Below are 15,100 nucleotides of genomic sequence, written 5' to 3' on the forward strand. Positions count from 1 at the left end.
ACCACTCTTAAGGCGGAGATCCCGCTCCTCGTTGCCCGGGAGGGACGCATTGAGGATAGTTTTGTCCCTATGACATCCAGCGATGCCGCATTTGAACAGCTGCTCACCGACGCCCGCCAATGGGCTTCCCAAGACCCCGACCCGGCGACGTCGGCTGCTCTCCTTGAGTTGGCCGAGCTCGCCAGCGGTGGTGATGCGGGAGCAGCCCAGGAACTGGGCGACAGCTTTAACGGCACCCTGCAATTCGGCACAGCCGGCCTCCGCGCAGCGCTCGGCCCGGGCCCCAACCGAATGAACCGCGTTGTTGTCCGTCGGGCAGCTGCAGGCCTGGCGGCCTTCCTCACGGAAGCGGTAGCCGCAGCTGCGCCGGGAACCCGGCCGCGCGCCGTCGTCGGCTTCGACGCCCGCTACAACTCGGACATCTTCGCGCAGGAAACCGCTGCAATCTTTACGGCAGCAGGCATTGAGACCTTCCTGATGCCGGCAGCGCTTCCGACGCCGTTGCTCGCCTACGCGGTCAGGTCACTGGATTGCGACGGCGGTGTCATGGTCACAGCGAGCCACAACCCGCCACAGGACAACGGATACAAGGTCTACCTCGGGCGCCATGCAGTATCTGACAGCGGGCGCGGTTCTCAGATCGTGGCGCCGTACGACGCTGAGATCGCCGCGAAGATTGAGGCCGTGGAGGCGCTCGACTCGATTGAACTGGCAGAGAACGGCTGGACTGTGCTGCCAACGTCCATCGCCGCAGAATATGAAGCCGCCATGGCGGGACTGGTGGACAGAAAACACTTCCCGGCACGGGACCTCAAGATCGTCCTAACGCCCATGCACGGTGTCGGCGGTGAAACGGCCGTCGCCGTCCTGAATGCCGCCGGTTTCGCTGATGTCACGGTCGTGGCCGAACAGGCCGAGCCGGATCCGGACTTCCCCACCGTCGCTTTCCCCAATCCGGAGGAGCCAGGAGCACTGGACCTGGCCCTTGCCGCAGCTGCGGACTCGGCTGCGGACATCGTTTTGGCCAACGACCCCGACGCCGATCGGGCAGCGGTTGCCGCACTGGATCCCGCCACAGGAGCCTGGCGGATGCTTCGCGGTGACGAGGTGGGGGCGCTGCTGGGTGCTCACGTGGTGGCCCGTATGGCTGCCGGCGCCGGGGACGAGCCGCAGACCGGAGTCTTCGCCAACTCGATCGTGTCCTCCCGGCTGCTCTCACGCATCGCTGGTGCAGCGGGTTACGTCCACGAGGAAACGCTCACAGGCTTCAAATGGATTTCGCGGGTTCCCGGCCTTACCTACGGGTACGAGGAAGCACTGGGGTACTGTGTGGCGCCTGACTTGGTGCGCGACAAGGACGGCATTTCAGCGGCTGTGCTGATCGCGGAACTCGCCGCAACGGCCAAGGCTGAAGGCAAAACGATCTTTGACACCCTGGACGACCTGTATCTGGTGCACGGACTGCACGCGAGCGACCAACTCAGTATCCGGGTGGCCGATTTGGGACTGCTCGATGCCATGATGAACCGTCTGCGGGTCAACCCGCCCGAAGCGTTCGGAGGCTCCGCCGTCGAGGTTTCAACCGATCTTGCGGAAGGAAGCGAAGCCCTGCCTCCCACAGACGGCCTGCTGTACCTGACCCGGGACCAGAGCCGCGTCATCATCCGTCCCAGTGGCACCGAGCCCAAGCTCAAGTGCTACTTGGAGGTCATCCAGGCCGTGGAATCCGCGGCCGAACTTCCAGCGGCACGCCAGGCAGCGCGGACGTCCCTGGACGATGTCCTCAGGGACGTCCGCGAAGCCTTGGGCCTCTAGGACTCTTTAGAGTTCAACCTCGATGAAGCCATCCACCAAACGGGTGGCAAACGCGTCGAGCTTGAGTTCCGGGTTGGTGAAGCATTCACCGGTTTCGAGGTCGTAGACCTCTTTGTGCAGCGGCGACGCGATGGTCGGCCGGCTTCCGCGGGATCCAATGATTCCGCGGGCCATAACGTTGGCGAGCGTAGCCGGGTCCTGCTGTGCCACGGCGAAGACCTCGGTGGGCGCTGTGCGGAACAGCGCAACCTGACGGCCGGCGATCAGTGCAGCCTCGCCCCAAGCCAGTTCGAGTTCGTCCACCGGGCAAACACGGTGCCATGTGGCGGTTGTGGTCAGGTCCTCGGCACGGTCCAGAATTACGGTCATTTCAGCCCCTCTCACTGTGTCCGGGTGCTGGCTTTTCCACCGTCACTCCCCCGGACCGGGCCACACTTGCGGCCACTACTCCAAGCTAGGACCCGGGTGTTTCATCGGGTGTCCGTGTTTGTGTCGAACGCGTAAAAGAGACCTCACACCTCACGAAATGCGTTCGTGATGCAGAAGTTAAGATCACGAAACAAAAGGGAAACTGAAGCGAAACTGCCCGTCCCTAGGCTGGAACCACAAGTTGCGGAGATCCGTCTGCAACATCTGCGAAAGGCCCACCAGTGACCGGACACACTTCAAGTACAGAGAACCCGCGCCGCATCGTCGTCGTCGGCGGCGGCCCCGCTGCCCACCGTTTCGCCGATGCCATGTTCAATCGCGGACTTGAAGGTTGGCAGGTTACGGTGCTGACCGAAGAGGCACACCTCCCCTACGACCGCGTTGCGCTGAGCAAGGCCCTCACGGAAACCGATGTGGACCTCACCCTGGGTGATGCGTCCATGTGGGACCACGAAGCCCTGACGTTGATCACCGGCGAACGCGCCGTCAAGATCGACTCCGTTGCCAAGAGCGTCCTCACCGCCGCCGGCAACAAGTACGAATACGACCACCTGGTGGTGGCTTCGGGTTCCGACGCGGCCCGACTCCCCATCCCGGGTTCCGAGCACACCCACGTTTACCGCACGCTCGAGGACGTCTGGGCCATTAACAAGGCAATCGCCGAGCTGCGCGGGAAGCTCGGCCGCAAAGTCAACGCGGTCACCATTGGTGGTGGCTTGCTTGGACTTGAGTCCGCTGCCGGTACAGAACAGCTGGGCGCCACACCGATCGTCATCAACGGCGCACCATGGCTGATGAACACCCAGCTGGATGAGGGTGCCGGCCAGGCCCTCGGCCGCCTGATTGAGGCCAAGGGCTTCGAAGTCCACGGCGGCGTCTTCCCCTCCGAGGTAGTCACGGACGACGACGGCAACGTCACCGGCGTCCTGATGGCTGACGGCCGCACCATCGATGCCGACCTCGTGATCGTGGCTATCGGCGTCAAGCCCCGGGACGACCTCTTCCGCGCGGCAGAAGGCGAAGAGCAGCTGTTTAGCCTGGGCCAGCGCGGCGGCGTTGTCATCAATGATTTCTGCGCCACGGAAGTGGAGGGCATCTGGGCCATCGGCGAAGTGGCCAACTTCGAGGGCATGTGCCTTGGACTTGTTGCTCCTGCCAACACCATGGCCGAGATTGTTGCCGACCGCCTGCACGGTGGAGAAGCAACGTTCCCGGGCTTTGACACTGCCACCAAGCTGAAGTTGTCCGGCGTTGACGTGGCCAGCTTCGGCGACGCGTTTGCCCGAACCGAGCACTCCCTGGAAATCGTCTACGCCGACCCCGCTCGGGGCGTTTACCAGAAAATTGTCACCACTGATGATGCCAAGACCCTCCTGGGAGGCATCTTCGTTGGCGACGCTTCCCCGTACATGAGCCTCCGCCCGCTTCTGGGCCGCGAGCTGTCCGCCGAACCGGGCGCCTACCTGAGCGCGGCCGGCGGTGGCGAGGCTCCTGAAACCGAGCTTCCCGACGATGCCATCCTGTGCTCCTGCAACAACGTAGCCGCCGGAACTATCCGTGACACCATCAACGGCTGCGGTGCCTGCGAGGGCAACTCCCCGGTGCAGGAGCTCGGCGAGCTGAAGGGCTGCACCAGGGCCGGCACCCAGTGTGGTTCGTGCGTTCCCATGCTCAAGAAGCTCCTTGAAGGCGAACTGAAGAAGTCCGGCATTGAGGTCTCCAAGGCACTGTGCGAGCACATCAGCCTTTCCCGGCAGGAACTCTTCGATGCCATCCGCGTCCTTGAGCTCACTTCCTTCGAAGACATCATGGCCAAATACGGCACCGGCGCGGGTTGCGATATCTGCAAGCCCACCATTGCTTCCATCCTGGCCAGCCAGCACTCTGCTTACGTTCTGGATGCGGGGCGTGGTTCGCTGCAGGACACCAACGACCGCGCCTTGGCGAACATGCAGAAGGACGGCACCTATTCGGTGGTCCCACGTATCGCGGGCGGCGAGATCACACCCAAGGGTCTCGGCGTCATCGCGGCCGTAGCTGAGAAGTACAACCTCTATACGAAGATCACCGGCGGACAGCGCATCGATATGTTCGGTGCCCGGCTGGAGCAACTGCCGGACATCTGGAAGGAACTGGTGGACGCCGGTTTCGAATCCGGACAGGCCTACGGCAAGAGCCTTCGCACGGTGAAGTCCTGCGTTGGTTCCACGTGGTGCCGTTTCGGTGTGCAGGATTCGGTGGCCATGGCCATCGCGTTGGAGCTGCGCTACCGCGGCCTCCGAAGCCCGCACAAACTGAAAATGGGTGTCTCCGGTTGCGCCCGCGAGTGCGCCGAGGCCCGCGGCAAGGACGTTGGAGTGATCGCCACGGCCGACGGTTGGAACCTCTACGTAGGCGGTAACGGTGGCGCCACTCCGGCGCACGCCCAGCTGCTGGCCAAGGACCTGGACGACGAAACCCTGCTGAAGTACATCGACCGTTACCTCATGTACTACATCCGCACTGCTGACCGCCTCCAGCGCACCGCACGCTGGCAGGAAGAGCTCGACGGCGGCATCAAGCACGTAGAGGAAGTAGTGGTCAACGACTCCTTGGGCATCGCCGAAGAGCTCGAAGCCGCCATGGCCAAGCACATCGACACCTACGAGGACGAATGGGCCGAGACGCTGAAGGACCCGGAGCGCCTCCGCCGTTTCCGTTCGTTCGTCAACGCTCCCGACCAGAAGGACGAGTCCATTTCCTTTGTTCCGGAGCGCGGCCAGATCCGTCCGGCCACCAACGAGGAAAAGGGCGGCGTACTCATCGCTTCCACTATCCCGGTCCGCAGCGAAACCGTCGGCGCAGAAAACTAGGGGTTCACCATGCAGCTCACCATTGATCTCACGGGCCGCGATGTCCTTGTCACGGGATCTGAAAAGTCCGCCCGCCAAGCGGTCCGCCGCTACCAGAGCGCCGGGGCCAACGTGTACCGGCTCAGCACCCCGGAAGGCGTGCCGGGCGACGGTCAACTTCCCGAGCGCCCGTTCCTGGTGGCGGTAGTGGACGACGGCGAGTCCGGCTGGCTGCCGCTGGTGGAACGCTGCCGCGCCGCCGGGATTCCCGTTGCTTTTGAACCTGCACCCGGTGCCGAAGGCCATGTGACGCTGGTGGGTGGAGGCCCGGGAGCCCTGGACCTGCTTACCGTGGGTGCTGTGGACGCCCTGCGCGATGCCGATGTGGTGTTTTACGATCGGCTTGCTCCCTACCAGGAACTGGCCGATCTGACCTCGGCTGAGCTCGTGGACGTTGGAAAGCAGCCCGGGCTTCACAAGGTGACTCAGAGGGACATCGAGAAGTTGATGGTGGAGGCTGCGCTGCTGGGCAAGAATGTGGTCCGACTTAAGGGCGGCGATCCATACGTGTTCGGCCGCGGCGGTGAAGAAGTGGCTGCGTGTGTTGCTGCCGGTGTCCCGGTGAAGGTCATCTCCGGTGTCACCAGTGCCATCTCCGTTCCGGCTGCAGCCGGAATCCCGGTGACGCACCGCGAGGTCAGCCACATGTTCACCGTGGTATCCGGCCATGCCCCGTTGACCGAGAAGGAACACACCCACCTTGCCGGACTTGGCGGGACTATCGTGGTCCTCATGGGCATCGGCACGCTGCCCCAGCTGGCGGCCGGCCTCCGCCGAGCGGGGATGAATTCGGACATGCCAATGGCCGTGGTGGAACGTGGGTACCGCCCGGGACAGCGCACCACCATCGCTGACCTCGGTACCATCGAAACGGCAGCTACCGGCTGCAGCAACCCGGCCGTGTTGGTCATCGGCGAGGTGGTCCGGGTTGCTGAAGCCAACCGTAATCATGCCGAAGCATCCGCTGAACTGAGCCGACTCGCGGCTTCGCTCCTTGAAGCCTGAAGGTAAGAACACATGACTGTTGCACGTGCCATCGAAGTCCAGGACGCTACTGCCGCGCCGGAAGTGGCCGAAGCCGTAGAAGCGCCATTGGATGGGTTCCGAATCGGCGTCACCTCGCACCGCCGCTCCCGCGACCTCATTGAGGCACTGGAGCGCCGCGGTGCGAGCGTGTTGCACGCCCCCGCCTTGAAGATCGCCCCTGTGCAGGAGGACATGGTCCTCATCGAGGACACCCGCACCATCATCGAGGCCAAGCCGGACATCTGCATCGCCACCACCGCCTACGGCATGCGCCGGTGGTGTGAGGCCGCTGATTCCTTTGGAATCGGCGAGCAACTCCTGGACACGCTGTCCGCCTGCCGCATGTTCGTCCGCGGTCCCAAAGCCCGCGGCGCCGTTCGGGCGGCCGGCCTTGCCGACGTCGGAATCAGCAGTGACGAAACCACCGCCACGCTGGTGGACATGCTCCTGGCCGAGGGCGTACGCGGAAAGACCGTTGCCGTCCAGCTGCACGGCTACACGGATGTCCGCCAGCTGGAACGGCTCCGTATGTCCGGAGCTATTGTCTTGACGGTGACTCCGTACCGTTGGGTGAAGCCCGACGGCGAAGACAAACTGCCGCGGCTGATCGAAGCCGTAGTCAGCGGAAACCTCGACGTCCTGACCTTTACCAGTGCCCCGGCCGTGGACGCGATGTGGAGCACCGCCCACGAAATGGGCCTCTACCGCCAACTCATCGAAGCTCTCAAGGGCCCGGTAACTGTTGCGGCCGTCGGTCCGGTCACCGCTCAACCGCTTGTCGACGCCGGGCTCACCCCGTTGATCCCGGATCGCTACCGCATGGGTGCGCTCATCAGGCTGGTCACCGAACATCTTTCGCTTAACCACGTGCGGCGTTTGGAAACCAAGAGCGCCACCATCGAGCTGCGTGGACGCTGCTTGCGGATCAACGGTGAGGTGGTGGACCTTGCACCCGCTCCCCTCCTGCTGCTGCGAGCGCTGCTCGGCGCGGGCGGGGCTGTCCTGTCCAGGGAGGCTCTCTCTGACCTGTTGGACCTCCGCGGTTCCGTACACGCATTGGACATGACGGTCAGCAGGCTCAGGTCTTCCCTTCCTGATGGCAAACTTGTGGAAACCGTAGTGAAGCGCGGCTACCGGCTGCGGGCTTAGGCTCCCCGACACGCTAGGCCGCCTTCACCAAGGGAAGCTCGTCCCAGTTGGTGGTGTAGCGGGGGCTGAGCATATCGCGTTTCATGGACCAGTCCGGGCCGCCTTTGATGCCCGCATGGCCCAAACCGATGGAGCCGCGGCCATACCGCTTGCTGACCTGCTCCAGCAAGGGGCCTATGCCCCGTTCCTCATGCCGGTTCTCGAAGATTTCCAGCGGTTTCTGGTTGCCGCTGGGTCGGAGGTCAGTGACCATGATTCCGGCTTTGGCGTACCTCACGCCTTCCTGCATTTTTGGAACCAGCGCGTGTGCGGCCTTGGTCAGCAACACCGGATCCGAGGTGGGCATGGGCAGCTTGACGTTGACAGTGGGGAACGATTTGTCGTTGGGGTTGTAGACCGATGTTGCGGCAAAAGCAGTCAGCAGCTTGGCTTGCAGATCATGCTTGGCCAGCCTGGCGCTGGCCATCTGACCGTAGACGCTCAGTACCTGCCGCAGCTCCTCCACTGACGTGATTGGTGTGGAGAAGGACCGGGAGAAGATCAGTTGATCCCGTCCCATCCGCTCCTCCTCCATGGGGATGCAGGGCGTGCCTTGCAGTTCCAGCACAGTCCGCATCATGACGATGGAGAACTTGTCCCGCAACGCCACGGGGTCGGCACGGACCAGGTCCAGGATGGAGAAGATCCCCATGGCATTCAGGCGTTTCGTGAGCCTGGTGGCAACGCCCCAGATTTCGATCACGGAGAGACGCGCCATGAGTGCTTCGCGTTGGGGTTCCGGGATGGAGTCCCACCGGCACACACCGTTGAAGGCCGCGTTGTGCTTTGCCCACTTGTTGGCCAGCTTGGCAAGCGTCTTGGTGCGCGCGATTCCTACGCAAACGGGAACCCCCACGTGCCGTTGGCAGGCAGCTTTGATGGTGCGCCCCAACTCCAGCAGATCGTCGGGTTGCCCTTTGACTCCGAGGAACGCTTCATCAATGGAGTACACCTCCTGCCATGCTGAGTACCGAGCAAGGAGCTCCATTACACGCGAGCTGATGTCTCCGTACAGTTCATAGTTGCTTGAGAGTGCAATGAGTCCCCACTCCTGGGCGCGTGGAGCAAGCTTGAACCAAGGCTCCCCGAGCCCGATCCCCAGCCTTTTGGCCTCCGGCGACCTGGTCACGGCGCAGCCGTCGTTGTTGGACAGGACGATCAGCGGTTTGCCCTCCAACGCAGGGTTGAAGGCTCGTTCCGCTGACGCATAGAAGCAGTTGATATCCACGTGGGCGATCTCCTGCATCCGATGCATGAGCGCTGGCTTGGACATTCCACTCCCTTGCTCGCACTAGCAGGCGTAGCCGCGTCCGAGTGCGGGACACGCCGTGCATTCGAATATATGTTCGAGTACCTTCACTGTACCGCCAGCCCCTGACAAGAAAACATCCCGCTAGGCCAGACTGTGGAAAAGTCCGGCCTAGCGGGATGCGGCTAGTACTGAGATCTAGGAAATCCCTGCCGGTTCCTTCTTGTGCACCAGGTAGATCGCCCCCGTGGTCACATCTTCTTCGAGTGCCTCCAGTGTGCGTCCACGGGTTTCGGGAACCTGCGTGTAGATGAAGATGAGGGCCAGGATTCCAACAATCCCGAAGAGGAAGAACGTCCCCGTAATTCCGACGCCCGCCACCAGAGTGGGGAAGAAGAGGCCGAGGAGAGCATTCGCGATCCAGAGGCAGAACACCGACAAGCCGATCGCGAAGCCGCGAACATGCAGCGGGAAGATTTCGGACAGCATCACCCACACGGCGATGTTGAGGAATGTCTGCATGGATCCTACAAACGCAACCACCAGGAACAAGATGACGAAGGGGCGTGCGGCATTGCCGACGGGCAGGACGATCGAGGCGAATCCAATGAGGAAGTGGCAGACAGTGGTCAGCGTAAATCCAAGGAGCAAAGTGGTGCGTCGATTAATCCGCTGCATGAGCGTCAACGCAATAACGCCACCGACAACGGCGATGACACCGGGGGCAATGTTGGCCAGGAGGGCCCCACTCGAGTCGAATCCGGCTTCAACCAGCACGGACTGGCCGTAATACATGATCGAGTTGATGCCGGTTAGCTGCTGAGCCACGCCCAAGCCGATACCTACCAGCACTATGCGCAGGATCCATTTGTCCTTGAGTGCTCCCCAAGAGGTTGCTTTGGAAGCCCGCTCCTCATCGGCCAGGTGCTTCACATCGGCCATTTCAGCCTCGGCCCGCTCCACGGATCGAATGGTCTTCAGCACTTCCAGCGCTTCTTGCGAGCGCCCCTTGGAAATGAGCCAACGCGGCGACTCAGGCATGCGCAGCATACCGAAGAACAGCGCTATGGCGGGCAGGGCTGCGACCGCAAGCATAATGCGCCAGACTCCCCCGAATTCACCCCAGACATTGCCGATGATGGCGTTGACCACGAAAGCCGCGAGCTGCCCGATGACGATCATGAGTTCGTTCCGCCCCGCAAGGGAGCCGCGGATTTCATACGGCGCCAGCTCGGCAAGGAACACCGGGACCACGGTAGAGGCGCCGCCGACGGCCAAACCGAGGATGACCCGCCCCAGCACCATGACTTCGAAGCTCGGTGCGAAGACGCAGGCAAGCGTCCCGACAAAGAACAGGACGGCCAGCAGGATGATCGTCTTGCGGCGACCCCAACCATCCGACAGGCGTCCACCGCCAACTGCTCCGGCAGCCGCTCCGAACAACAGGGAGCTGGTGACGATTCCTTCCGTAAGCGGCGTCAATGCAAGGTCCACGGTCATAGGCCTCAGGGCACCGTTGATGACGCCGGTGTCGTAGCCGAAGAGAAGACCACCGAAGGTAGCCACCAAGGCAACGAGGCCGAGGCGCTTTCTGTGCGGTCCATTCGTCAGCGGAGGGAGTGAGGCGCCATCGGTGGCTCCCCGCTGGGTTTGAGTGGCAGACATCAAGACTCCTTTGTCAGTGTGGTGCGGGTCATATTCCCCCGCTCTGAATACAGACTAACGCGCGAAAGGCTTAAATGTAAGGTCAAACTAACAAATGTCTGAGTTCGTGAATTTCCGTCATGGGAGGATGAGGACATGGTTATCGGCAACCGCCATCGTTCGGCCACCCAAAGCGACGTCGCCAAGGAAGTCGGCGTCTCCCGAACCCTCGTGTCTTTTGCCTTCCGCGGCGCGCCGGGAGTCAGCGAGGAAACCAAACAGGCGATCTTCGATGCTGCAAAGCGTCTGGGCTACCGACCCAACGCAGTAGCTGCCGATCTCGCACGAAAGCATCGGTCCGCCGTCGGGCTCCATCTCTTGGACATCCGCAATGAGGTCTACGCTGACATCCTCAGCGGCGTCCGCATGGCACTGCCCCAGGACGGCAACAGGCTCATTCTGAGTGTCTCCCGGTCCGTTGACGGTGAGGACCACGGCGCGCTGGAATCACTGATTGAGGCGCGAGTGGGGATAATCATTGCCGCCACCCTGCTGGATCCCGACGAACGCGTCCATGAATTGGCCAAGATCGTTCCACTGGTCAGTGTGACGCGTCCCGTGGATGGCGTGGACAGCGTCTATTCAGACGATGCCGCGGGCGCCCGCGCAGCCACGGAACACCTCATCGGGCTAGGTCACACGAGAATCGCGCACCTGGCAGGTCCCGTCTACGACGGCCATACGGTCCGCAGGCAGAGTTACGCACAAACCATGCGCGACGCCGGACTGAAGCCACTATTGCTCGAGGCCGATGACTTTACGCAGGACGCCGGACAGCGGGCGGCCGCCAAATTGCTCGGCATGACTGACCGGCCAACGGCAATATTCACTCACAACGACCAGCTCGCGCTGGGCGCCCGCGAGGCTGCGTACGCGAACGGCCTTTCGTTGCCGTCCGAGCTTTCCCTGGTGGGATACGACAACTCGAGGACCTCCGGACTTCACGGCATCGACCTCACATCCGTTGACCTCCACGCTGTTGAACTCGGGCGGATTGCGGGAACCGTTGCCCTGGAACGCCTCAGCAATCCCGATGGGCCCGCGGCAGACAGGCGCCTCGCACCGCGGCTCGTAGTGCGAAACTCGACAGCCCCGCCGGTGGGAAACAGTCAAATGTGATGCAGGCACGTGGTGGCGACACCCCAAATGGTCAACTCCGACATTGCAGGGACGCGTATGTCCGGGTACTTGGGATTGTCGGCCTGCAGCACTACTCCCGCGGGCGTGACCCGTAGCCTTTTGATGGTCAGCTCGCCATCGAGGACAGCCACGACGACGGACCCGTCCTTGGGCTCGAGCGCCCGGTTGACGATCAACTCGTCGCCGTCACTGATACCGGCCCCCTCCATGGACTCACCGGTCACCCTCACTACGAAAGTGCTGGTGACATCCTTGATCAGGTGCTCGTTGAGATCGATCCGACCATCAAAATAGTCCTGCGCGGGCGACGGATAGCCCGCCGCCACCGGGATAGGCGCCAGCAGTACTGACATCAGGGAAAAGCCCGCATCTATCACGCGGGGGCCGACTATCACGCCCACAACACACCTTTATTCGAATATATGTTCGATACTAGAGTGTACAGCGAGTGACAGACATTGGGTCCGTTATGTTCGGTTTATTGGTGAGGCCTCACCGAGGAACGTCGTTCGGCACCTCGACCATATGCCCGTCACCACCGCCGATGACAAATTCCCCATTCACCTCTTTCCCGCTCACGTCGTAGACAGGAATCGCCACAGCTCTATTACCGCGAGCCTCCTGCCAAGCCAAGGCGTCCGCAGGGCTTCTGAAAGTCCTCATCGCGGCGGTCCCGGTGGCCTCCTCTTCATCAGTCCTGTAGACGTAGCCGCGGGCGCCGTTGGTTGCTATCACGGCAATCAGGTCCGGCGCCCCCTTCTCGTTTTCCATGCCATAGGACTTACCGTCCTGGTTGACACCCCAGTCCATCGTTTCCTGGTTCACATACTTCACCGTGATCTGCCAGCGAGTGATTGAGCCGGTGCTGATGGTGAGGCTGCCCTGGCCGGGCAGCAAAGCGTTGATACCGCGCGTCGTATATGGACCTGAGAGCAGATCGGTACTGCCGCAATCCACCCCGCCTCCCGCTTCACCGATCTTCAGAAATCCGGGCGTCAGGCAGGTGAGTTCCATTTCTATTCCGGTGGTGCCAACAGGTGGCTCACCGAGTTCGATGGTGGCCGTCCCGACGTATGTCCCGGTTACGGGCGCGGACAAGGGCGTGACGTTCTGGCTACCGGGCATCACGAAGTATCCGGCGGCAGCCGCGCCCACGCCACCTACAAGCCCGAGGCCCGCCAAAGTGCCTGTACCCAGCCATAGTCGGGCGCTTTTACGTTTGCGTGCAGGTGACGCTTTCTGGACCCGTGAGACAAGTTCGGCGCGGAGGGCCTGGCTCAACACTTCATCTGGTTGAAGCTGGTTCATCACTGTTCTCCTCCCAAGGCGGGCGCAGCCTGGGCCATCCCGTTGAATGCCGTCTTCATTCGCAGTCGCGCCCTGTGCATGCGGGACTTCGCTGCCTCGGGTGTCAGCTCCAGGGTGGCCGCGGCTGCGGCGATGGTGTATCCCTCGAAAACGACCAGGCTGACCAGCTGCAGGTCCAGGTTGTTCAAGGTGGACAAGGCCCGGGCTGCATCAAGATCCAACTCGCCTTGGAGAAACACATGGTCCGCAGGGTTGACCACCCCCTCTCCGCGCGGGAGGGAATCGAGGAGCCTGCGGTACCGGTGGGCGGCTCTACTGCTATTCCGGGCAACGTTCGTCGTCGTCACCAGCAGCCATGGAAGAACGCATCCTTCGACGAGTCGCACTTTCCGCCGGCAACGCCATAATTCAAGGAACGCCGTAGACATGACGTCCTCAGCATCCTGCTGTTTCCCGGCCAGTCGGTACGCATGACGGAAAACCCTGTCCCGGTGGCGATCGAACAGCAAACCGAACGCGGAGCCGTCGCCTTGGAGGCTCTTCTCCCATAGCCCGGCATCGCCGGTTTCATCGTTCCCCATGCCCTGTATTGTCCGGGAACGGCCAAAAGGTTTCACAACGTCCAAACCCGCTTTGAGCTACTCTATTAAGTGCACATACACGCACATATGCACCTAAGGGGCGAAGGAGTACTTCATGTTGTCCGTGCTGAAAGACGTCACGTACCGTCGGCTCTTTGCAGCACAGGTCGTGGCACTGATCGGAACCGGCCTCCTGACGGTGGCCTTGGGCCTGATGGCGTTTGATCTTGCCGAAAGCAACGCAGGCGCAGTGATGGCAACTGCCCTAACCATCAAGATGCTGGCGTACGTAGGCTTCGCCCCGGTGGTGAACGCCCTTGTAGCACGGCTTCCCAAAAAGCCAGTGCTGATTGGAGCGGACCTCATCAGGGCATTGATGGCTTTGTGCCTGCCGTTCATCACTGAAGAGTGGCAAATCTATGCTGTGGTCTTCCTGCTGCAGTCAGCCTCCGCCACCTTCACACCAACGTTCCAATCCCTGATTCCCGAAGTGCTCAAGAAGGACCGGGACTACACCCGGGCATTGTCCCTATCCCGGCTGGCCTATGACATGGAGGCCCTCGTCAGCCCCGCCATCGCGGCGCTGTTGCTCACAGTGGTCAGTTACAGCAATCTCTTCCTGGGCACTGTGTTCGGATTCCTGTTTTCTGCCGGCATGGTGGCCATCACTGCGTTCCCTCCCACAGCCTCTGCCACTGGAACTACCGGAACTCTTTGGCACCGGACCAGCCTTGGTACGCGCATTTTCTGGAGCAACCGCAGGCTACGGTCCCTGCTTGCGCTCAACGTGGTGGTCGCCGCTCCGACAGCCCTGGTGTTGGTTAACTCTGTTCTTTACGTTCGCGAAGTCTTGCATCGACCCGAGACCGATTTGGCCCTTGCTTTGGCCAGCTTCGGGATTGGATCGATGACGGTGGCCATCTTGGCACCGCGTGCACTTCAGAGGTTTGGCGATGCAGCCGTAATGTTCACCGGCGCCGCAGTGATTTCCGCGGCCCTGGCAGTGACCACGGCGGTTACGTCCATGGCTTCACCGAACGGTGGCTGGTGGTGGTTGTTGGGGTTGTGGTTCCTGCTGGGCTCCGGCAATTCCGCGATCCTCACGCCATCTTCCAGACTTCTGCGGGACGCCTCCACCGAGGCCACCAGGCCCTACGTGTTCACCGCCCAGTTTTCCCTCTCGCATGCCTGCTACCTCCTCGCCTACCCGTTGGCCGGCTGGCTTGGCGCCGCCGCTGGTCTGGGTTGGGCTGCGTTGGCACTGACAATTCTTGCGATACTAGGCAGTGCAGGAGCTTTCCTGTTCTGGCCCCGGCAATCCGGCACGGGCGCCGAAGCATCCGTTGCGAGGGAGTACAGCGTTGAGCAGCCAACCAAGCAACCAGTCCCACGACGCTCCTGAACAGCCTTCACTGTTCCACCCGGTCGTCCCGGGACCGGAGCTCCTTGAGAGTGCCGCGGGCACACTACGGATGCTGGCCGAACCGACACGCCTGCACTTGCTGTGGCAGCTCGCCCAGGGACCAAAAACTGTCACAGAACTTGTGGGGGAAGCAACGGTCCCGCGCACGGTGGTCAGTCAGCATCTTGCCAAGCTTCGGTTGAGCGGCCTGGTGGACACCCGGAAAGACGGGAGACACGTCATCTATTCGCTCCACGACGGACACCTTCTCCGCCTGATACAGGAAACCATCAACCACGCCGATCATCGGCTCACCGGCGAACCCACCCACGGCTAGGTCCTCACGGCTGAGTCCCCCGACTCCGCC

Annotated in this window: 13 protein-coding genes; 7 read left to right on the plus strand and 6 right to left on the minus strand. The window is 62.2% G+C overall.

Going from position 1 to position 15,100, the window contains the following annotated elements:
- Positions 1–69: 69 nt before the first annotated feature.
- The gene (locus M1D89_RS16375; RefSeq protein ID WP_498645085.1) at positions 70–1,815 is read left to right on the plus strand and encodes a phospho-sugar mutase; all 1,746 of its coding nucleotides are present in this window, start codon (positions 70–72) and stop codon (positions 1,813–1,815) included.
- A gap of 6 nt (positions 1,816–1,821) precedes the next feature.
- Here the strand turns inward: M1D89_RS16375 and nirD are convergent, their stop codons facing one another.
- A complete protein-coding gene (gene nirD, locus M1D89_RS16380) occupies positions 1,822–2,184 on the minus strand; it encodes a nitrite reductase small subunit NirD (RefSeq protein WP_017199318.1) in 363 nt (120 codons plus the stop codon).
- A gap of 281 nt (positions 2,185–2,465) precedes the next feature.
- Between nirD and nirB the strand changes: the two genes are divergently transcribed.
- Genes nirB through M1D89_RS16395 form a run of 3 tightly spaced genes read left to right on the plus strand, consistent with a single transcriptional unit; the run spans position 2,466 to position 7,310 of the window.
- Positions 2,466–5,096, plus strand: coding sequence for a nitrite reductase large subunit NirB (gene nirB / locus M1D89_RS16385; RefSeq protein WP_498645088.1), 2,631 nt, complete (start codon positions 2,466–2,468; stop codon positions 5,094–5,096).
- A gap of 9 nt (positions 5,097–5,105) precedes the next feature.
- Complete coding sequence (gene cobA / locus M1D89_RS16390; RefSeq protein ID WP_498645090.1) at positions 5,106–6,140, plus strand: uroporphyrinogen-III C-methyltransferase; 1,035 nt, start codon at positions 5,106–5,108, stop codon at positions 6,138–6,140.
- A 12-nt stretch (positions 6,141–6,152) separates the two neighbouring features.
- Entirely contained in the window at positions 6,153–7,310 is a 1,158-nt protein-coding gene (locus M1D89_RS16395; RefSeq protein ID WP_498645092.1) for a uroporphyrinogen-III synthase, read from the plus strand.
- A gap of 13 nt (positions 7,311–7,323) precedes the next feature.
- On the opposite strand, the gene M1D89_RS16400 is transcribed toward M1D89_RS16395, so the two are convergent.
- Both M1D89_RS16400 and M1D89_RS16405 read right to left on the minus strand, forming a co-directional pair.
- Positions 7,324–8,622 (minus strand): Y-family DNA polymerase, encoded by a 1,299-nt coding sequence (locus tag M1D89_RS16400; RefSeq protein ID WP_498645094.1) that lies wholly within the window; start codon positions 8,620–8,622, stop codon positions 7,324–7,326.
- A 174-nt stretch (positions 8,623–8,796) separates the two neighbouring features.
- Positions 8,797–10,263: a sugar porter family MFS transporter gene (locus tag M1D89_RS16405; RefSeq protein WP_498645096.1), complete on the minus strand. Its 1,467-nt coding sequence runs from the start codon at positions 10,261–10,263 to the stop codon at positions 8,797–8,799.
- Between the two features lie 135 nt (positions 10,264–10,398).
- Here M1D89_RS16405 and M1D89_RS16410 point away from each other — a divergent pair, with 135 nt between their 5' ends.
- Positions 10,399–11,421, plus strand: a complete 1,023-nt coding sequence (locus tag M1D89_RS16410) for a LacI family DNA-binding transcriptional regulator (protein WP_498645098.1) — start codon at positions 10,399–10,401, stop codon at positions 11,419–11,421.
- Here the strand turns inward: M1D89_RS16410 and M1D89_RS16415 are convergent.
- The 3 genes from M1D89_RS16415 to M1D89_RS16425 all read right to left on the minus strand — a co-directional run bounded on the left by M1D89_RS16415 (position 11,412) and on the right by M1D89_RS16425 (position 13,331).
- Positions 11,412–11,843: a LexA family protein gene (locus M1D89_RS16415; RefSeq protein ID WP_402937649.1), complete on the minus strand. Its 432-nt coding sequence runs from the start codon at positions 11,841–11,843 to the stop codon at positions 11,412–11,414. The two genes, M1D89_RS16410 and M1D89_RS16415, sit on opposite strands and share 10 nt — an antisense overlap.
- Before the next feature lie 91 nt (positions 11,844–11,934).
- Entirely contained in the window at positions 11,935–12,750 is an 816-nt protein-coding gene (locus M1D89_RS16420) for a peptidase M56 family protein (protein WP_498645100.1), read from the minus strand.
- On the minus strand, positions 12,750–13,331 hold the full coding sequence (locus tag M1D89_RS16425) for an RNA polymerase sigma factor (protein ID WP_498645102.1): 582 nt from the start codon (positions 13,329–13,331) through the stop codon (positions 12,750–12,752). The genes M1D89_RS16420 and M1D89_RS16425 overlap by 1 nt, the downstream gene beginning before the upstream one ends.
- Positions 13,332–13,446: 115 nt before the next feature.
- On the opposite strand from M1D89_RS16425, the gene M1D89_RS16430 reads away from it, so the two are divergent.
- Both M1D89_RS16430 and M1D89_RS16435 read left to right on the plus strand, forming a co-directional pair.
- A complete protein-coding gene (locus M1D89_RS16430) occupies positions 13,447–14,733 on the plus strand; it encodes an MFS transporter (RefSeq protein ID WP_498645104.1) in 1,287 nt (428 codons plus the stop codon).
- Complete coding sequence (locus M1D89_RS16435; protein WP_498645106.1) at positions 14,693–15,070, plus strand: ArsR/SmtB family transcription factor; 378 nt, start codon at positions 14,693–14,695, stop codon at positions 15,068–15,070. Before M1D89_RS16430 ends, M1D89_RS16435 begins: the two co-directional genes overlap by 41 nt.
- The last annotated feature ends 30 nt before the right edge of the window (positions 15,071–15,100 follow it).

The organism is Arthrobacter sp. D3-18 (genome assembly GCF_054408525.1).